The 19,260-nt window shown below is 37.2% G+C and carries 20 protein-coding genes and 1 tRNA gene; 10 read left to right on the plus strand and 11 right to left on the minus strand.

Annotated features, from left to right (window positions below; translation table 11 throughout):
* Nucleotides 1-43 precede the first annotated feature (43 nt).
* From Q5O24_07915 to Q5O24_07950, 8 genes are all read right to left on the minus strand, one after another.
* Nucleotides 44-202 (minus strand): rubredoxin, encoded by a 159-nt coding sequence (locus Q5O24_07915; protein ID WKY46316.1) that lies wholly within the window; start codon nucleotides 200-202, stop codon nucleotides 44-46.
* Between the two features lie 67 nt (nucleotides 203-269).
* Nucleotides 270-1,175, minus strand: a complete 906-nt coding sequence (locus tag Q5O24_07920; protein ID WKY46317.1) for an ROK family glucokinase — start codon at nucleotides 1,173-1,175, stop codon at nucleotides 270-272.
* Nucleotides 1,176-1,233: 58 nt separating this feature from the next.
* Nucleotides 1,234-2,058 carry an ABC transporter permease gene (locus Q5O24_07925; GenBank protein WKY46318.1) on the minus strand — a complete coding sequence of 275 codons (825 nt, stop codon included), beginning with the start codon at nucleotides 2,056-2,058 and terminating at the stop codon, nucleotides 1,234-1,236.
* Complete coding sequence (locus Q5O24_07930; GenBank protein WKY46319.1) at nucleotides 2,052-2,750, minus strand: ABC transporter ATP-binding protein; 699 nt, start codon at nucleotides 2,748-2,750, stop codon at nucleotides 2,052-2,054. The genes Q5O24_07925 and Q5O24_07930 overlap by 7 nt, the downstream gene beginning before the upstream one ends.
* Entirely contained in the window at nucleotides 2,716-3,120 is a 405-nt protein-coding gene (locus tag Q5O24_07935; GenBank protein WKY46320.1) for a GntR family transcriptional regulator, read from the minus strand. Before Q5O24_07935 ends, Q5O24_07930 begins: the two co-directional genes overlap by 35 nt.
* 156 nt (nucleotides 3,121-3,276) lie before the next feature.
* Nucleotides 3,277-4,893, minus strand: a complete 1,617-nt coding sequence (locus Q5O24_07940) for an AarF/UbiB family protein (GenBank protein ID WKY46321.1) — start codon at nucleotides 4,891-4,893, stop codon at nucleotides 3,277-3,279.
* Nucleotides 4,894-4,907: 14 nt separating this feature from the next.
* Nucleotides 4,908-5,249, minus strand: coding sequence for a phasin family protein (locus Q5O24_07945; GenBank protein WKY46322.1), 342 nt, complete (start codon nucleotides 5,247-5,249; stop codon nucleotides 4,908-4,910).
* Nucleotides 5,250-5,310: 61 nt separating this feature from the next.
* Nucleotides 5,311-6,966, minus strand: coding sequence for a flavodoxin family protein (locus Q5O24_07950; protein WKY46323.1), 1,656 nt, complete (start codon nucleotides 6,964-6,966; stop codon nucleotides 5,311-5,313).
* A gap of 294 nt (nucleotides 6,967-7,260) precedes the next feature.
* On the opposite strand from Q5O24_07950, the gene Q5O24_07955 reads away from it, so the two are divergent.
* The 9 genes from Q5O24_07955 to Q5O24_07995 all read left to right on the plus strand — a co-directional run bounded on the left by Q5O24_07955 (nucleotide 7,261) and on the right by Q5O24_07995 (nucleotide 16,300).
* The gene (locus Q5O24_07955; GenBank protein WKY46324.1) at nucleotides 7,261-8,562 is read left to right on the plus strand and encodes a DUF362 domain-containing protein; all 1,302 of its coding nucleotides are present in this window, start codon (nucleotides 7,261-7,263) and stop codon (nucleotides 8,560-8,562) included.
* A gap of 108 nt (nucleotides 8,563-8,670) precedes the next feature.
* Nucleotides 8,671-10,638 carry a sigma 54-interacting transcriptional regulator gene (locus tag Q5O24_07960; protein WKY46325.1) on the plus strand — a complete coding sequence of 656 codons (1,968 nt, stop codon included), beginning with the start codon at nucleotides 8,671-8,673 and terminating at the stop codon, nucleotides 10,636-10,638.
* On the plus strand, nucleotides 10,635-11,330 hold the full coding sequence (lipB, locus tag Q5O24_07965) for a lipoyl(octanoyl) transferase LipB (GenBank protein ID WKY46326.1): 696 nt from the start codon (nucleotides 10,635-10,637) through the stop codon (nucleotides 11,328-11,330). Before Q5O24_07960 ends, lipB begins: the two co-directional genes overlap by 4 nt.
* A gap of 10 nt (nucleotides 11,331-11,340) precedes the next feature.
* Nucleotides 11,341-11,577, plus strand: a complete 237-nt coding sequence (locus Q5O24_07970) for a lipoyl domain-containing protein (GenBank protein ID WKY46327.1) — start codon at nucleotides 11,341-11,343, stop codon at nucleotides 11,575-11,577.
* 1 nt (nucleotide 11,578) lies between these two features.
* Entirely contained in the window at nucleotides 11,579-12,322 is a 744-nt protein-coding gene (locus tag Q5O24_07975) for an SDR family NAD(P)-dependent oxidoreductase (protein ID WKY46328.1), read from the plus strand.
* A 17-nt stretch (nucleotides 12,323-12,339) separates the two neighbouring features.
* Nucleotides 12,340-14,190 carry an AMP-binding protein gene (locus Q5O24_07980; GenBank protein ID WKY46329.1) on the plus strand — a complete coding sequence of 617 codons (1,851 nt, stop codon included), beginning with the start codon at nucleotides 12,340-12,342 and terminating at the stop codon, nucleotides 14,188-14,190.
* A gap of 19 nt (nucleotides 14,191-14,209) precedes the next feature.
* On the plus strand, nucleotides 14,210-14,959 hold the full coding sequence (gene larB, locus Q5O24_07985; protein ID WKY46330.1) for a nickel pincer cofactor biosynthesis protein LarB: 750 nt from the start codon (nucleotides 14,210-14,212) through the stop codon (nucleotides 14,957-14,959).
* A gap of 29 nt (nucleotides 14,960-14,988) precedes the next feature.
* A complete protein-coding gene (larC, locus tag Q5O24_07990; protein ID WKY46331.1) occupies nucleotides 14,989-16,140 on the plus strand; it encodes a nickel pincer cofactor biosynthesis protein LarC in 1,152 nt (383 codons plus the stop codon).
* Between the two features lie 83 nt (nucleotides 16,141-16,223).
* Nucleotides 16,224-16,300: transfer RNA gene (locus Q5O24_07995), tRNA-Arg, on the plus strand.
* 326 nt (nucleotides 16,301-16,626) lie between these two features.
* Here the strand turns inward: Q5O24_07995 and Q5O24_08000 are convergent.
* Nucleotides 16,627-16,950 (minus strand): cupin domain-containing protein, encoded by a 324-nt coding sequence (locus tag Q5O24_08000; GenBank protein WKY46332.1) that lies wholly within the window; start codon nucleotides 16,948-16,950, stop codon nucleotides 16,627-16,629.
* A gap of 138 nt (nucleotides 16,951-17,088) precedes the next feature.
* Here Q5O24_08000 and Q5O24_08005 point away from each other — a divergent pair, with 138 nt between their 5' ends.
* Nucleotides 17,089-17,754: a Crp/Fnr family transcriptional regulator gene (locus Q5O24_08005; protein ID WKY46333.1), complete on the plus strand. Its 666-nt coding sequence runs from the start codon at nucleotides 17,089-17,091 to the stop codon at nucleotides 17,752-17,754.
* Between the two features lie 2 nt (nucleotides 17,755-17,756).
* On the opposite strand, the gene Q5O24_08010 is transcribed toward Q5O24_08005, so the two are convergent.
* Both Q5O24_08010 and Q5O24_08015 read right to left on the minus strand, forming a co-directional pair.
* Complete coding sequence (locus Q5O24_08010) at nucleotides 17,757-18,479, minus strand: permease (GenBank protein ID WKY46334.1); 723 nt, start codon at nucleotides 18,477-18,479, stop codon at nucleotides 17,757-17,759.
* Nucleotides 18,476-18,961: a permease gene (locus Q5O24_08015; GenBank protein WKY46335.1), complete on the minus strand. Its 486-nt coding sequence runs from the start codon at nucleotides 18,959-18,961 to the stop codon at nucleotides 18,476-18,478. Before Q5O24_08015 ends, Q5O24_08010 begins: the two co-directional genes overlap by 4 nt.
* Nucleotides 18,962-19,260: the final 299 nt, after the last annotated feature.

Genomic DNA, 19,260 nt, shown 5'->3' on the forward strand with positions numbered 1-19,260 from the left:
ATTAATATTGGATGCCTTTTTTATAAGGTTTTATTAGTAAGGACTATAAACTACTGAACGAGTCTTTATCCACTCCACAAGTCGGACATTCCCAACTGTCTGGAATATCAGCAAATGCCGTACCTGGTGCAATCCCGTTATCTGGATCTCCTAATTCAGGATCATACACATATCCACATACATCACATTCAAATTTTTCCATAGTATACCTCCTCAAAATATATTCACTATTAATTATAACTGGTCTAAATAAAAAATCAACGACTATTTTATAAACTGGCGGCTCCAATTAGACCTGCATCGTTTCCTAGCGATGCCAGTACTATTTCAGGCCTGACTAATTCCTTATAAGTTAAAAATTTATAAGTCGCTTCACGGATTCCTTTTAAAAGAAAGTCACCTGCAGCAGAAAGTCCTCCACCAATAATAAAAATTTCCGGATCTATAATATCAATCAAATTTGAAATGACTAACCCTAGATAATAAAACATTCTTTCAGTTGCCTCACAGGCAAGGATATCATTTTTCTTAGCTGCATCAAAAATAACTTCGGCATCAAGTTCTTGACATTCTTTAAGTTCTGAAGTTGCACCTTCTTTAATACGCATATTTACATATTTAGTCAGTGCGGTTGCTGAAGAAAATGTTTCCAGACAACCGTTTTTACCACAACCGCATTGATAAAAATTTTCACCTACAATAATGTGTCCTATTTCACTGCCTACCCCATGACTACCAGCGATTAACCCATTATTAATAATCAGGCCACCGCCAATACCAGTACCAAGTGTTAACAAAATTGATGATGTTTTTCCTTTGCCACTACCATATAAGGATTCTCCCATTGCTGCAGCGTTTGCATCATTGACTAAATTTACTTTTAAATCCAACCGAGTTTCCAGATCCTTTTTTAGTGCTTTATTTTTCCATCCGAGGTTAGGGCAAGATAAAACCATTTCTCCATTAGCCGATACAATTCCGGGAACACCAATCCCAACTGAGGATTCCGCGCTATTTTTACATAATTGGACAATAATCTCTTCGAGGTTTGATAAAATCTGTTCATAATCGCTTTCTAAATTTGTCGCGATATGCATTCTGTGTTTTACGTATCCTCTTTCATCAACTACACCTGCTTTGATAGCCGTTCCTCCTACATCAATGCCAATCCCCATAAAAGCCTCCTCATTTTAAATGCATTTTGATAAGCAAATCATATCACAGGTGCTCAAGCTATTCGAGATTTAATTTATTTTTGATAATATATTGAGTAGCAAAATAAAAAATCGCTGATAGAATAATATTTACTGCTGTTGTTCCATTTAAAACCCATTGAACTAATTCTGTCGGGTCAATTAGACTCATAAATGTATAATCTAGATTAAAAATTGGTATTAGAAGTATTACTAGGGAAAAGATGATCTGTAAAACTACTGAAATTACAATATAGGCACCAAAGGCAGCAATCACCCGATGCTGATTGAATAATTGACCTATTGTAATTGAAACATATATCATTAAAATGGAGGATACTATTTCAGCAATGACAAGTAATACTGCCTCAAAGATTACTAATCCAATACTTAGGTGCAGTTGTGTCTCTATCTCTGTTGATAGTAATGAGAAAGATTGTGTAACATCTAACCAGCTGAATGATCCCCAGGAAAGAATCAGAATTGTAATGATAATAGCAATTGTTGAGATGAATGTCCATAACAATGCAATAAGTAACTTTGACAGGATATGCTCGTTTACTTTAACAGGAAGTGTAAACATCAGATAGCCTTCATCAGAAAAAAGATTTTTATAAAATCTTTGAACAATGACCACCAGTGTCATTACACTTAGAGCCACTACGATTGAGACATATAAAAACATAGTAATTACAAAAATCATTTCTAAAAACGGATTACTAACCGTTGTTTCTTCATAAAAATTTGGTATACCTAAAGTTATAACCAGCTTATTTAATATCGTTAATATAATTAATGCAGCATAGATAGGCAAAAATGTTCGTCCTGTTGCTTTAAGTTCATGTTTTAGTAATTTACCTAGCATTTAAACACCTCTCTAAATAATTCATCAACCGATTGATGATGTTCTTCACGGATTTCATCAACCGTCGCCGACAAGGCTAATTCACCATTAGATATGAATATGATCTCATCAAGCACTCTCTCAATGTCGGCAATCAGATGAGTAGAAATAATCACGGAAGCATTTTCCTGGTAATTTGTAATAATGGTATTAAGAATATAATCTCTGGCAGCAGGATCTACTCCACCTATTGGTTCGTCAAGTAGATAAAGTTCAGCGTCTCGACTCATAACAAGAATCAGTTGAACTTTTTCTTTATTACCTTTGGATAATGTTTTTAAGCGCTCATTGCTATTTATTCCAAGATCCATCATCATATTTTGCGCTTTTATTCGATTGAAATCCGAATAGAAGTCTTCGAAAAAATTTAAAATATCGCTGATTTTCATCCAGCTGTTTAAATAGGTTCTTTCTGGAAGGTAGGACACTTTTTTCTTGGTTTCAACGCCTGGAAGTTCTCCATCAACTGTTAATTCACCTGAATTTGGTACCAGCAGCCCGGTTGCCAGTTTAATGAAGGTTGTTTTACCGCTCCCATTTGGACCGAGTAGCCCGACGATTTTACCCATTGGGATTTCCAGATTGATGCTTTTAAGCGCTTCTTTTTTACCGAAATTTTTAGAGAGTTCTGTTGCTTTGAGTATGGTCTTCATTCTGTCTGCCTCTTTCTTCATCCGAATCGATCAGAGAAATAATCTCTTCTTTGGCGTAGCCAAGTAACTTCATTTTAGAAAAAAATCTTTCAATTTCTTCTTTCGCCATTGATATCTTGATTTCTTCAATCACTTCTACTTCCTCCGTAATAAATCGTCCACTTGTTCGCTTGCTGTATACAAGTCCAGCTCTCTCAAGCTCTGCCAATGCTTTTTGCATGGTATTAGGATTTACTCCCGCTTCCATTGCCAATTCCCGAACAGACAGTAATTTATCTCCGGGCTTGTAAAGGCCTGACACAATCCTAAATTCGATTTGTTCAATCAATTGTTTGTAAATTGGACGATCAGAATCGATGTTCCATTTCATCTTTGCCTCCATAGTTGTATTATTGTATTACATATCTAATACAATAATACTTTTTATTGTCTCTGTCAAGTACATCTTAAAAAAATTCTTCTCAAAAAAAAAAGACCCATCCATTTTATCGGATACGTCTTTAAACATAAAAAATTTGTCGGACTTCTAACGATGCCGCCACTTCCTTAGTATCGAAATCATTAACCAGCTACTTAATAGAATTGCACTTAAATATCCAATAGTACCCAACACTGGAATTCCCAAAAATTTTGGATTCATATCTGTTGTGGCAATAAAACTTGAACCGATTAAGAGCGCAGCACTAATTATGCAGATAACAATCTTATTAACCATTCGGTCAATTTCGTGAAGTGGTTCTTCAGATCCCATTAATTCCAAATTAATTTTTACCTGACCCTTATTGAATAATTTTAGCAGATCAGAAATCTGTCCAGGAACGTTAATGGCCTTTCCACCAGAAGTTAATATTTTTTTACCGTTTCTCATTAGAAACTGTTGCAAATCAAACTCAGCCATTGTCAGTCCGGCCATATGTCCACTCATGATACTGACAATATTTTTCTGGGGTGACAAATCAGCAATAAGTCCTTCAAGTGTCATAATTCCACGACTGAGCATACTAATACCGCGTGGCATCCCGATATGGTTTTCACCGGCAATTTTTAGAATCTCTTCAAGAAATTTACCCATATTGATATTACTAATGTCATCAGTTCCATAATCTTCCAGCATTCGGTCAATTCCTTCATACAGCCGAGAGTGATTAATCTGTCGTCCTTTATGGATACCTAATGATAAAATTACATTTTCCAGGGCTTCCACATCACCAGAGGCAACTGACTTCACACTTCTTTTAAATAAATTCATCTCACGTTTAGTGAGTCGACCCATCATCCCCAAATCGATCCATACAATTTGTCCATTTCGAATAAAAATATTTCCAGGATGAGGATCGGCGTGAAAAAAGCCATCATCAATGACCTGTTTGATGTAATTATCAGCTAACTTCAGACCAATTTCTTCTAAATCATAACCCGCCTCAATTAAGGCCAGGTGGTCATCAATTTCGATTCCTTCAATTGATTCCATTACCAAAACCTTTGATGTTGTGTACTGGTCATAAACTATAGGGCAATCAATATACTTAATTTCTTCCTGTAAATCCCTAAATTCATGGGCGTTTTTAGCTTCAATCAGAAAATCCATTTCCTGTTGGGCTGTATTCCACATTTCGTCGACAATTACTTTAAAATCTACCACATTACTAATGCTCGCAAAGTTTAATATTTTTGTTGCACGATGCAGCAGGGCAACATCCTGTTCCATCATCCTGTAGATTCCAGGACGTTGAACCTTTACAACTACCTTTGAGCCATCAAGCAGTTCAGCTTCGTGAACCTGAGCTATTGAAGCTGACCCCAAAGGTTCAGGATTAATTTTTCTAAAAACGGTTTCAATTAGTGCCTTATACTCTTCTTCAATGGTGGCGATGACCACTTCATATTCCATTGGTTTTACTTGCGAACGAAGTTTCTGGAGTTCTTCGCAGTAGTCATTAGAAAGAATATCCCTGCGCATGGACATCATCTGGCCAACTTTAATAAAGGTTGGCCCCAGATCCTCGATAATAGCTCTAAGTTTTTCTGGGGTCAACCCTTGTGTGATTTCATGATTGACAAGAATAGAAATAATCTTTCTTAGTCTTTTCGAATTAGTATTTGATTTTTCTGTTGATAGATCAGAATAGTTTGCAGTACTCATCAATCACCTTTTCTTTATTCGTCTGTGTTTTCTTCTTCTGCTTTCATTTTTACTGTTTCAATTTTTTCTTTAATCGCCTCTAAATCTTCAGGACTCATGTTTTCTATGTCATCCATAATATCCTGGGCTGAAAGGGGTTCACCATCTTTTTCCACTTTGACAGTTACATTTTTCTTAATTGTTTCTTTGATATTATGCTTTAATTCTTCATTTAAAACTTTGCCCTGCTCCACCGTTAACTCGCCCTTTTCCACTAGCTCATCAATGAGTTCTTGTGATTTTTCCGCCGTAGCTGCAACTGCTCCTACACCTGCCAAAAATATTTTTTTTAAATCTTCGCCAATACTAGTTAACATAATCTTCCTCCTTGTTTTTATTTATTATAAAGCAGAGTCCTTTAATTTTTTCTTTCTGAAATTAACTGGCTTTAGCCAGATTAGCAGGATACCATTTCACAAACCAGAGTGAAAATAAAACTGCCGGAATCCAGAGAACTAATGGTATCATTGTTGCAAAATTAGATAAAAACATATTTGACATTAATGCAGCTGCTATTCCCTGAACCAAACACACAATTGCCCAGACAAAACTAATCAATCGATTAGTTCGAATGAAAAGTACGTCTTTAAGTGCATTTCTACCAACTAGAAAATGTGTGTAGTCAGCTGTGAGAGGAACAGTTTTAAATATTGATACCAGAAAAATTACCATCAGCACAAAATAAGTTAAAGCTCCAATAATCGATTGATTGATCATTAACTGTTCAGGAATTGTTACTATTGCCAGCAACGAGAAATATAGAAGCGTGATTTTATCAAAGAACACTAGTTCCTGGCCTTTTTTTATTGCGCATAAAAAACCGCTCATCATCAAAGCAAGAACGACTGCTACAATTGGATTTGTATCTACAATCATTTGACAGAAAAGCCAGGGAATCAGGGTTAGAATAAACCAGTATGGCGTATTCTTAAAAGAGATTGGAATCATTTTTTTACTTTTTTCAACGTGAAAGACAAGATTCCCAAATAACCCATCCATCATAGCATTAATAATTGAAAAATTTCCATTAACTAGAAATCGCTTATCAATGATTGCCTGTCCTAAATCAAAACTTCCGTCTACTATACGTTCAAGTGTTGTTAGTTGCGTTTTTACCATTGTCGTTGCCTTTTGTAAATCATTAACAACTAAGCTGCAATGGTTGTTCTTTATTATAAGCTGATAACACTCTTTCACATCAGTCAATTCAATTTCCAAAACTGCTTTTAAGCCTGGTCGAACCCTGGGATTAAAAGCGCCTTCGATTCGCTTAAAAACTTCCCATCCTAATAATCCACCATCTGATTCCTTGAAACGGGTGTCATCTATTCCCCACTTTAAATTCGCAGTTTTTAGATAAGTAGGTATTTCAACAAATGGTTTTTCAAGTCCTTTTTTCAGTTCATCTGGAATTGTATTCAATTCACGATATTTTTCACCAGCTAACCTGACCAGCTCAAGATAAGGTGCCGTGTGAACATCGAGCTGTGAAACTCCAAACAATTCACCTTCAACACAGATAATTTTTTCCCATTTATCTTTACCGAAAAGATTATCAAATTGGGCAAAAACACCTTCATAATTATTATTTTGCGTTGGTAAGCCACAAGTGCTGATAAGCATATGTCTTTTTGACTTCATTTTCTCCTGATCGCGATAAGGATGCCCATAAACATCCCCCCCCTCAGGGTCAATAAATGGCAGCAGCAGTGGTAAAGTTCGTTCTAAAAAGTTTTTCATGATACTTGAAATACCATAATGATAAAGTGGAGTTGACCAAATAATCAGATCCGCTTCCAGATATTTTTCAAGCAACTCTTTCATATCATCTTCTTGAACACATTCACCAGGTGTGTTAGTCCAACAATGAAAACAGCTGATACAGGGTAAGATCTTATGCTCACGCAAATTGATAATGTCCGTTTCAAATTCTTCATTGTTATGTGTCAGCCCTGAAATGAACGCCTCAGTTACTTTCATTGTGTAACTTTTATATTGCTTGTGGCTTCCATTTAAAACTAAAACCTTTTGCATAGTATTCTCCCTTCCAAGTCTTTATGCCCAGATTATATCAAACATTAATTTTATTTAACAGATAGAAAAAATAAATTAATAGGATAAATCTGGGTATGAATATAAATGATATGTTTCACATCTGTCTCATTTAGACACACTTATAGTGTCTCTAAATGAGACATGGGACAGATTTCATAAACATAATACCACCTTTTTTCCACTTTAAACAAATAAATTACTTGGCATCATTCTTGCGATAAATATTTTTATGTTCAGCATTTGAACAAATTAAATGTTTAGAAGGAGAATATCATGAGTAAACCAAAAGTTGCGATTGCAAAAGTGGAACAGCCGGAAGGCAATGCCTCATTTATGGGAGGAAAGTTTGTTCGTATTGAAGAAGATGTAAAGAAAATCAAAGCTGCTGTTGCTCAAGCCGTCGAATTATCCATTGGCTCTCTCGACACAATTATTAAAGAAGGTCAGACGGTTCTTATTAAACCTAATCTTGCTTTTCAAGCCCCTGCAGAAAGCCATGCAGTAGTAGATCCAAGAACCATTGAAGCTGTTGTTTCTTATGTCAAAGAAAATTCTAAAGCAGCAAAAGTATTAGTCGGTGATAACCCTTCCCTTGGAATGCATGTTGGGCGTGCAAAACCTGCTTTTAAAGAATCAAAAATGGAAGAAGCTGCTTATCTTGGCGGTGCTGATGAAGTAGTATACTTCGACGAACATGATGTTGTTCCTGTAGATATTGAAGGTGCGAAGCTCTTTAAACACGCAACTGTTTTTAAACCATTTATGGATGCAGATGTTGTTATTAACCTTCCAAAAATGAAAGTGCATTTAGCCGGTACGGTTACATTAGGACTTAAAAACTGGAATGGTATTATTCCTAACTGTCATCCTAATGATCAACAACAGGGAGCTCATCGAATCGATCTTGGACAAAAAATGGCTGACCTTTACCGCATTCGAAAAGCGGACTTAACCATAGTAGATTCCGTAATCGGTATGGAAGGTCAGGGACCTCATGCGGGAACTCCAATCGAAATGAACTTGATTGTTGCCGGAACTGACACCGTTGCTGTCGACTCGGTTGCTTGTTCAATTATGGGCTTTGAACCTATGGAAATACCAGCTGTGCGCTGTGCCGGAACTGAAGGTCAGGGCGAACTTGATCTGGATAAAATTGAAGTAGTTGGTAATTCTATTGAATCTGTTATGAAACATTTCAAACGACCAGGTGGTGATCCGATTGGAATGTACGCCGGGTTAACCTGTGTGATGCAACAGACTTGTCCAGGTTGTTTTGTCAATGTCCGTGGAGCCTTGGATTCGTTCGCTATCAGCGGAATCGATATGAAAACATTCCTTGATAAGAATGGTGAAATCGTTGTTATCGCTGGCGGTGTGCCTGATTTAGATCCTTCTATCTGTCAGGATAAACATATTTTTATTTGTGGCGACTGCTGGGAACTTTTCCCGTCAGCAGATAAGGTGCGTGAAGGCGCTGCCATGGCAAAATCAGTAACATATTATCCAGGTTGTGCGCCAGTTTATATCTTTGCTCAGCTTAATGGGGATCTTCAAAAACTGGCTGCCAGTAAATAATCCTAAAACCCAATATATATTTGATACGTGTCGTAATATTCGGCACGTATCAAATACTAGCGATTATTTTGTCTGGATGAACACTACAATAAAAGGAGCGTGAACGCTTTGAAAATTCATTCAGACTTTGACGAAATTGAAAAAGATTGGTTGAACTTTGTTGAAAATGGAGTGATTGGTTCAAACTTGCGAAAACCTATTCTTGATTCCTGGATTAGATGTCATAATAAAAGATTGAATCCCCGAACACTCAATCGTACACCCTCTGTCAGTGAGGAGAATTTTAAAAAAAGACTGAAAAAAAATCAAACGCTTTTACAGACCAGCACACCTTTTATGGTCGAGTTACAGGAATTTGTAAACAAATCGGGCTTTTCAACAACCCTGACGGATCCAGAAGGAGTCATTTTGGAAATGATTTGTGACGAAAGCATACTTGATGAAGCCTTTAACAAGAATTTGGTTCGTGGCAGTATCTGGAATGAAGACCAGGCTGGGACAAACGCTACAGGGTTAGCCATCGATTTAAAACAACCGATTCAGGTCATCGGTGCTGAACATTATTACCAGTGTTATCATGATTTAACTTGCTCTGCATCGCCAATTTTTGACGAAAATGATATACTTATTGGTGTTTTGGACATGACTGGTCCAAAGGAATTAACTTATCCCCATACCTTAGGCATGGTCGTTGCTGTTACAAAAGCAATTAGCAGAGAACTCTGCATCGCTGCTTCCAATCGTCAAATTGAGCTGACAAATCATTATTTAAGCACCCTCATTGATTCAATTTCTGACGGAGTTGTTGCTGTCGATGTAAATGGAAAAATCATCGGTATCAATTCTAATGGTGCAAAAATACTTAAAACTACAACCTTTGACTCTTTTGGTAAGAACATACTTGACATTATGGAAGGTGAAACGATTCTTGATGGCAAAGGCAAACCCTTACCCATGGAGAGTGAAAAGCATATTATTACCAAAAGTAATAAGATTAATTGTTTAGTCAATCGAAAATTGATTCTTCATGAAAATGGTCAGGTGGCAGGTGCCGTTGCTACTTTAAAAGATCTGCATCATTCAAAAAAGGAAAAACATTGCCGAAAAGGTACGCGTTTTACTTTTAACGATATTATTGGTGTCAGCTCGGAGTTAATGCGTTCTGTTCATTTAGCACAGATCGCAGCTAAAGGTAATACAACAGTTTTGCTGCAAGGTGAAAGTGGAACTGGCAAGGAAATGTTTGCACAGGCTATCCATAATGCCCATCAATCTGATAAACCATTTATCGCAGTTAATTGTGCAGGTACTCCTGAGAGTCTTATCGAAAGTGTTTTATTTGGCTATGAAGAAGGTGCTTTTACCGGTGCCAGCAAGCACGGAAAAATCGGTAAATTTGAATTAGCCAAGGGTGGTACTATTTTTCTTGATGAAATCGGTGAGATGCCCCTCCATGTCCAAACTGTACTGCTACGCGTTTTGCAGGAACGAATAATCCAAAGAATTGGAGGGTCTAAAGACATTCCAATCGATGTTAGAGTCATTGCAGCGACGAATAAAAACCTGGCTTATGAAGCTCAAAACGGGCGTTTTAGACAAGATTTGTATTATCGTCTGAATGTCCTGCAGATTAATATTCCTCCACTGCGCAATCGAAAAAATGACATACAAGTTTTGGCAAATTACATTTTGAATGAAATTAATGACGAATATCAAAAGCAAATTGTTCCCCTCCACCCTTCAACTTTGACATTACTTGAAAACTATGACTGGCCAGGAAATGTTCGACAATTTAAAAATGCAATTGAAAGAGCAGTCAATTTTACTGAAAACAACCGGATAGATGAATTCTTCATCACAGATTTTTTTACAGACCCCAATCATAGTTCGCCAGCAAAAGAAATTAAAAGCAATCTTTCAGAGTCATCTATTGACCTAAGGGATCTGGAATTAAAAACTATAAAGAAAGCCCTTGAATTACATCCGCAAAAAACTAAAGCTGCCGAATATCTTGGCATTTCAAGGAGTACTCTATATCGAAAAATGAAATTTTATCATCTGGAGGAAAACTCTTGAAAAATACACTTAACTGTTTGGATTTGGGACTTATTGACTATCATGAAGCATTTGCAATTCAGGAAACTATTTTTAAAAAAGTCAAAGAAAACAAAATGGAAGATACTCTGTTATTTCAGGAAAATTTTCCAATTATTACACTCGGTAGAGGAACACACCCAGAAAACCTTTTAAAAACTCAGAACGAACTAAAACAAATGGGTATTAAAATAACTGAGGTCAGTCGTGGAGGAGATATCTCTTATCATGGCCCTGGACAATTAGTTGTTTCACCGATTATTCATCTTGAAAAATACATAAATGGGGCCCACCAATTTGTCAGGCTTCTTGAGCAGGTTGTCATTAATGTTTTATCAAGTTATCAACTAGAAGGGTTTCGTATTAAAGGGAAAAGCGGAGTATGGATCAATGAATCTATCAGCAATTCAGAAAGGAAAATAGCAGCCCTGGGAATAGCAATATCTCACGGAATTACCTTTCATGGTGTGTCAATTAATCTTTGCCCTAATCTCGAACACTTTAGAACCATAATACCCTGTGGCATAACCGACAAGGATGTTACTTCTTTTGAAGCAGCAGGTGTTTATGTTCCTACACTCGAAACACTTAAAATTGCTTTCATTGAAGAATTTAATATGATGTTTGCAACTGAATCAGTAGAAATTAATTTAAAAAAATTATATAATTTTTAAGGAGACTGAAATGAAATATGAGATTGTTGTACCAGAATTTGCCGAAGGCGCTGAAGAAATCAATTTAAGACAATGGCTTGTAGAAAAAGGAGCAACTGTCACAAAAGGCGATAATATTGCTGAAGCAGCGACCGATAAAATTTCTATTTATATTGAAGCACCCGCAGATGGAACATTAACAAATCTCCTGTCACAAGAAGGTGATCGTGTTTTAGTTGGTCAGATTATTGGCGAGATTGAGGACTGACATGGAAAAAATCCACGATAATAAAGTTATCATCATCACCGGATCTTCACGCGGTATTGGTTTTTCAATTGGTAAATATCTAGCCGAAGAAGGCGCTAATATCGTTATTATTGGTCGTAATATTGAGACTGCTCAAGCGGCTGCTGATGCTCTTCCCACAGATTCTATTGCTGTTCAATGCGATATTTCTTCTGAAGAAGCTGTTGCAAATATGGTATCTGTTGTTATGGAAAAATATGGGAAAATCGATGTGTTGATTAATAATGCCGGTGTATTTCCAGTAAAAACATTTTCAGCCATGACCTATGATGACTGGAAATCTGTTATCGATATTGATTTAAATGGGACCTTTTTAGCTACTCATGAGGTCTATAAAGTTATGGAAAAACAAAAACAGGGTAAAATTATTAATGTGGCCTCAATTGCCGGTCGAGTTGGTGGACTTGGTTTTACCCATTATTCCGCTGCAAAAGGCGGTGTAATTGCTTTTACCAAAGCACTTGCAAGAGAAGCTGCACGTCTCAATATTCAGGTCAATGCTATTGCTCCAGGCGTGATTGAAACAGATATGGCCAAATCAAATTTTCCTAAATATGCTCTGACTGAACATATTAAAAATACTCCTGCTGGTCGATTGGGGCATGAAGAAGACCTTTTTGGGGTCATTTCTTTCCTGTCTTCTGCAAGCAGTGACTTTATAATTGGTCAGACCATTGCAGTTGATGGCGGATACACTATGATTTAAAGAGATCAGGAGACTTCATGACTATAAATGATTCTATAATTGCGCTCAAAGACAGCCAAACGACGATTACATTTTGTGAATACGATGGAGTTGAAACGCAACTTACCTACGCAGAGCTTTTTGAAGATGCCCTGAAATTGCTGGGTGGCCTGCAATTTCAGGGTTTAAAAAAAGGCAATCTCATTGTTTTTCAGCTTAGAAGTGTCAGATCACAAATCACTGCAACTTGGGCCTCATTGCTGGGGGGAATTGTTTTTTCTATCCTTCCCATTGCCCAGGATGAAAAATCCCGTTCAACCTTACAATCTGTTTTAAATACTCTCGACTGTCCTACTATTCTAACTGATTTAGACGGTCTGAGTACGCTTATAAACTTTAGTGCCTTGATGTATCCAGTGCTTTTTAATTCTGAACCTGGTTTAATTGAGACAGTTTTAAAAAGTGATCCAGCTATGATTCAGTTCACATCTGGTACCACTAGTAATCCTAAAGGAGCTGTACTTACTCAGAATAATCTTTACGAGGGTGGAATCGCCAGCAGTATCGTTGTCCGCAAAAATATGACTGAACGCTATTTGTGCTGGCTTCCACTTTCTCATTGTTTTGCTTTTGTTGGTTATCATCTTGTACCTTTAGTTAACGATTTTCCACAATATTTAATGCACCCCCTTCTTTTTATAAAGAATCCGATTATATGGCTAGAGAAACTTTCTGAGTTTAGCGCTACTATGACCGGTTCTGCCCTCTTTGGACTGGAATTACTTTTGCATACTGGTATTAATCCAAAGGTTTCAATTGATCTTTCTTCAGTATTCATTTGTTTCTGTGGCGGTGAAGATGTAAATCCTAATTCATTAGTTGATTTTGAAAAAGAAGCAGCTAGGTATGGTTGGAAAAAAGACACCTTAAAACCTGCTTACGGCTTAAGTGAAACGACTATGGGCGTCAGTTATACTCCAATTGGAAAACCCTTCCGGGTAGAACATTTCCTGAATGACTATCAGAAAATTGGTCAGAAGCTGTTTTTTTGCGCTCCTGATGAAGATACTATCAGCCGTGTTTCTGTCGGTATTTTAGATGAGTGTAATGAAGTAATAATCCGAGATCTTGAAGGAAATGATCTTCCACCTGAACATCTGGGAATTATCCACATCAAGGGGACGAATGTCATGAAAGGCTATTATCACGAAGAAAAAATTTCTTCAATTGATGCTAACGGCTTTTTCAATACCGGCGACCTTGGCTTTTTTCACCAGGGCTGGCTAACTGTTTTCGGGCGATATAAAGATATTATTATCGTCAATGGTGAAAACTATTTGATCAATGATCTTGAACGAACAGCTAAAGATAACCATGAAACAAGTAAACTGGTTATTGTTCAGGTAAAAGATAAAATCAATTCGCGAAATAGTCTCGTCATGTTTTCAGACACGAATAATCCTGAAGTTCTGCACGATGCGGCACAACGAATCAGAAAGGTTTGGCATTTACTAATTGATTTTGGTGTCCTAAATTCAGAGATTCCAAAGAATGCCTCGGGAAAAACAGATAGACTCTCTCTCTCAGTTAATTGGGAAAAAGGATTTTATAAAAATAATGTGATCTCACTGATCTCAGAAACTGAAAGTCAATTAGATCCTTCCTACCTTGAACTTGCACAGATTTGGAGTCAAGTATTAAAAATTCCAGTTTCACAAATAAGTGAAAGTAGTCATTTTATAAATGATTTGGGTGGAGATTCTTTGTATTTTTCAGATTTAATTCAACAGTTGGAAAAAAAATATCAAACAGAATATCAATTTGAATCTTTCAGAAATTCACTGACTTTGCAGGAAATGAGCGACTTTATCAGTCAAAAAAGACGATAAAGTAGAATTGGAGTGACTTATGAATATTGAACAACTCAAAAAGCTACTATTAGAAGTGAAAAATGATCAATGTGATATTGAATCGGCATTGGATCAGTTGAAAATCCTTCCCTATGAAGACCTGGAATACGCTAAGGTCGATCATCATCGTGAACTACGAAATGGGTACCCTGAAGTAATCTACAGTCCAGGCAAATCACTTGAGCAGATTAAAGGTATCGTTGAGAATATGTTAAAGCGTTCAAGCGGAAATATTCTTGCATCACGAGCTGATTTTTCTGTTTATGAAGCGATTAAATCTGTAACCAGTGATGCCATTTACTATGAGGAAGCGCGTTCGGTTGTTGTTAAACGGCAGGAATATAAAACCACAGAGTCCTATATTCTGGTTGTTTCAGCCGGTACTTCAGATATTCCTATTGCTGAAGAAGCCGCAATCACTGCTACAGTCATGGGTAATCAGGTTAAACGTCTATATGACGTAGGTGTTGCAGGAATTCACCGGCTTCTTAATAACGTTTCTATAATAAATGAAGCTAAAACTGTTATTGTCGTTGCCGGTATGGAAGGAGCTCTAGCCTCGGTTGTAGGAGGACTTACTGATAAACCGATCATTGCCGTACCGACTAGCATTGGCTATGGTGCTAATTTTGGTGGTGTTTCAGCTTTACTGGGAATGCTTACTTCCTGCGCTAGTGGAATAGGAGTTGTTAATATTGATAATGGTTTTGGTGCTGCTTGTATGGCTTCTAAGATCAACAAACTTTAGTTTTATGAGTACATCAAAGGAGTATGACAATGAAATTATTATATTTTGACTGCTTTTCGGGTATTAGTGGTGATATGGTTTTGGGGGCATTTATCGATTTAGGTATTGATCCACAATTACTTATCGATGAATTGGCAAAGTTGAATCTTTCGGGTTATGAAATTTTAGCAGAAAAAACGATGAAAAAAGGAATTAGCGGCACCCATTGTCATGTTCATATTCTCAATGATACACACCATCACCGTCATTATTCAGATATTGAACGCATTATACTAAACTCTACACTTACTGATTCTGTTAAGAATACAGCTCTGGCAATTTTTAAAAGAGTAGCTATTGCTGAAGGAAAAGTTCACAATGTTCCAATGGAAAGAGTACACTTTCATGAGGTTGGAGCTCTTGATTCGATTATCGATATAGTTGGTGCTTCAATTTGTTTTCACCATTTAAATCCAGATATTGTATACGGATCAAAAATAAATGTCGGAAGTGGTTGGGTTCGCTGTGCCCATGGTTTACTTCCTGTTCCAGCTCCCGCTACTGCTGAAATATTGTGTGACTCGGGTTTTGAAATCTATTCTAAGGCAATAGACGGTGAATCTGCTACACCTACTGGTGTGGCTATCATATCCGAGCTTGGTACGTATTCTCCTGTTACACCAACTTTTGCTCCGGTTAAAACAGGATATGGCTTTGGTACAAAGGATTTCGGGATATTAAATGCCTTACGAATCATTCAGGGAGAAAAGGCCGATACGATGGAAACGATGGTTATTGAAACCAATATGGACGATATGACCGGTGAAATGGCCGGCTATGTTTTAGAAAAATTAATGCAGGCAGGTGCTTTGGATGCATTTTATACTCCTATTTACATGAAAAAAAATAGACCGGGTATTCATCTAACAGTATTGTGTCAGGAAAAAAAGCTATCTACCTTGGAAGAATTGATACTAAAGGAAACCTCTACGATTGGAATTAGAAAATATCCAGTTACCAGAACCTGTATGGACAGATCTTTTAGAACTATAAATACACCTTATGGGGATGTTAATTTAAAAGTAGTAGATCACGGAAATATTCATCGTGAAAGTCCTGAGTATGAAGATTTAAAAAAAGTTGCAATTAATTCTGGTAAATCACTTTATGAAGTCATTGACCTTGTTAACGCACTTAAATAAAATTAAAAAAAACATTTGCATTATGTTAAAATTGTGTTATAATATTTTTTGTGGCCGACAGAAAGTTTCTTAGGTCACGTCGCGTGCCCTTGGCTCAGCTGGATAGAGCGTTCGGCTACGAACCGGAAGGTCGGGGGTTCGAATCCCTCAGGGCACGCCATTTATTTCAATTTATATGATTATTAATAAACTTAAGAACTTCTTATGAAGTTCTTTTTTTATAACCAACTGATAACTATTAATATACGTTCTAGTCAAACAAATTGATAGTACTGCAAGCTAGCAGCTTATTTTGAATAAGTTTTATTCTTTGATTTGATTTATATCAACGTGTGACAGAATATAAAAAACAACTGATTATTACTAATCAGCTGTTAAAGAAAATGCATTTAATTCAATATCGCTGCGGTAATCCTAACAAATTCAATGTAACAATTTTGTGATCAAAATTATCGATATACTTAGAAACTTGATAATCATTTTCTATTATTCTTTATAGTGTTTCGGTGCCGGCGCCTTAACCACAACGAGTTCCAGCGTCTCTTGGTGACTGTTGCCGACATTCATTTTTATATTGTAGGGGATTTCCAACAGTGACCCTTTCGGATAATCATGTGCCTCCTGCTCATCAAGCCTGATGGTCAGATCCCCTCTGATTACATTCATATATACGTTGGAATTGGAATAATGTTCCGGCAGGCCCTCGCCTTGGCCAAAAACCATATGAATGTAATTAATATTTTCATCCATAATCAGTTTTTCAACCTTTTTGTCATCGGTGGTACTGTACTGATGTACTTTTTCAATCATTGTTTGTTCCTCACTTTCAATTTTTAAATTTTTTATTTTTTATTTTTATTTTTTAAACTATTTTATTCAAACCTTCTCAATCGTCGTTGTTTCTTTTAACCCCTATCCGCTATAATTTCACTATCGGAGGTAAATCCCATGTCAGCAAACACCCATCCCTATCAGTCTACTATTCTAGACAAGCTGCCAGCCCAGCTCATCGCCAATTGTCTTTCAAACGGCTCATTTGTGCTAAAATCTTTTCATAAAAATGAAGTTGTCCATTTTGAAGGCGAAGCCTGTGAGCAGATCGAAATCATTTTAAGTGGTGAAATCGTCATCGAACGCATCGGCATCTCCGGCGATCTGATGACCGTCAGTTATTTTCATAAAGGCCAAATTATTGGTGCCAATCTTATTTTTTCGAGTACTGAACACTACCCCATGACCATCACTTCCCGAAAACCAACAAAGGTGCTCAGCATTGGAAAAAGTCTTCTGCTTAAACTCTGCCAAGACTATCCCGATTTTATGATGGCTTATATCAAAATCATTTCCGATTTATCGGTCCTCATTGGACTAAAAATGAAGAACCGGGTCAGTCGAACAATCCGCCAAAGCATTATCACTTACCTTGCCCGTCAGTCTAAGCTGCAGGACACCACCACCATCCGCTTGACCTTATCTAAAAAAGCCCTGGCGGAAATGTTTGGTGTCAGCCGCACCTCGCTTTCTCGGGAATTACAGAAAATGCGACTCGAAGGACTCATTGATTTTGATTCAAAATCGATCACGCTGCTTGCTAAAGAGCTAATTCAGGATTAATCTTACTCTTTGAGGATAATCGCTTTTGACGGACATTTTTGGGCGGTTGTCACCAGCTCTTCCCGCTTTGTAACAAGGGTTTCGACACCCTGCTTATCTGAGCAGATAACCGTCGCTTTCCCGTCTTTCATCTCAAATACATCAGGCATTGACCGCACACAAGCAGTGCAACCAATACAATAGTCCTTTTGTATTGCAATTGCCTGCTCATTAGGACTATCTTCCCCCTGAATTTTAATCCCGACGTTTTTTATCATGATACCCATCCCAAGGATAAAGATAACCGTTAAAATCCAGCGCACCAGCATAAATTCCGGGCCCAGAAATTTAGCCTCATTTGCCAGCATGGGCACTTTAATGACTGCCCAGGCACTTAAAATGACAACCACATTGCCAACACTGGCCCCTTTCTGATGCAGGGTTTTAGCAATCGGAAAAGCCGCATAGATAGGGCCTGCCGATAGACTGCCAAAAGCCAGAGCCAGAATCATACCGGTGATACCGGACTGGTTTCCCATTCGTTTAACAATCCACTCTTTTGGTACCAATACCTCAATTGCTACGGTGAGTAAAAAAATCACCGGCAGAATCTGAGCCATTTCAATCAAATAATAAGTGGTGTTTTCCCACGCTAATTTAGCAATATCCCTGTTAAAGACAAGCAAGAACAAATAAATACCTGCCACAATCAAAAGCAATTTGTTTTTTCTTAGAACTGAAATCATGCTAAAATCACCCCCATCAATATCGCAATTAAAACAGCACCAATAAAGCTGAGCAGATTCCGTAAAAGAGCAAAACGGGTTCCAAATTCTTTTTTCTCCAGTGGAAAAGTCACAACGCCAACCATGGTAAGGGTTGTCAAAAAAGCGACCCCCGGTACGATACTCGCACCGGAATCAACGAGTGATCCCACCAGCGGAAAAGCGACAAATGCCGGAATTAAAGTAAGGCTTCCGACAATCGCCGCCGCCACCGTTGTTAAAAGAATATTGCCAGAACCCAATACATTTTTAATGGTATCCGGCGGAATAAGGGTTAAAATCAGACCAATCATAAAGATAATTCCCACAATATCACCCAGCATGTTTTTCATCATCCCGCGTGTTTTCTTCATGGCTTCTTTTGTTTCTGCTCTCTTGCGGACAAAAGCTAATATAAAAACGATCAGTCCGACAATCCAGAAGCCAATGGTAAAGATATCCATTTCTTCTCCTTTCCGATTCTTTTTCTCAATCATACCGGAAAGTTTCAAAAAAAGGTGTTACTCATGTAACACTTTATAATAATCGCTATTCTTACCATCCTAATTTTCAAATAAAAATTAATTTTTTTATTTTTGTTGCAAATGCAACCGCAAAAATAATAATAAAGTTGTATTATTATAAACAGAAACCCGATTGATTTTATTTTTCCTTACATTAACGGTTTAATAAAAACGTTTCGGGTAAATAAACTTATGTATTCGCCTTAAATAAACCATTACAATTTAGAGAAAAGAGGTAC

It is taken from the genome of Eubacteriaceae bacterium ES3 (assembly GCA_030586155.1).
Classification (GTDB): domain Bacteria; phylum Bacillota; class Clostridia; order Eubacteriales; family Eubacteriaceae; genus Acetobacterium.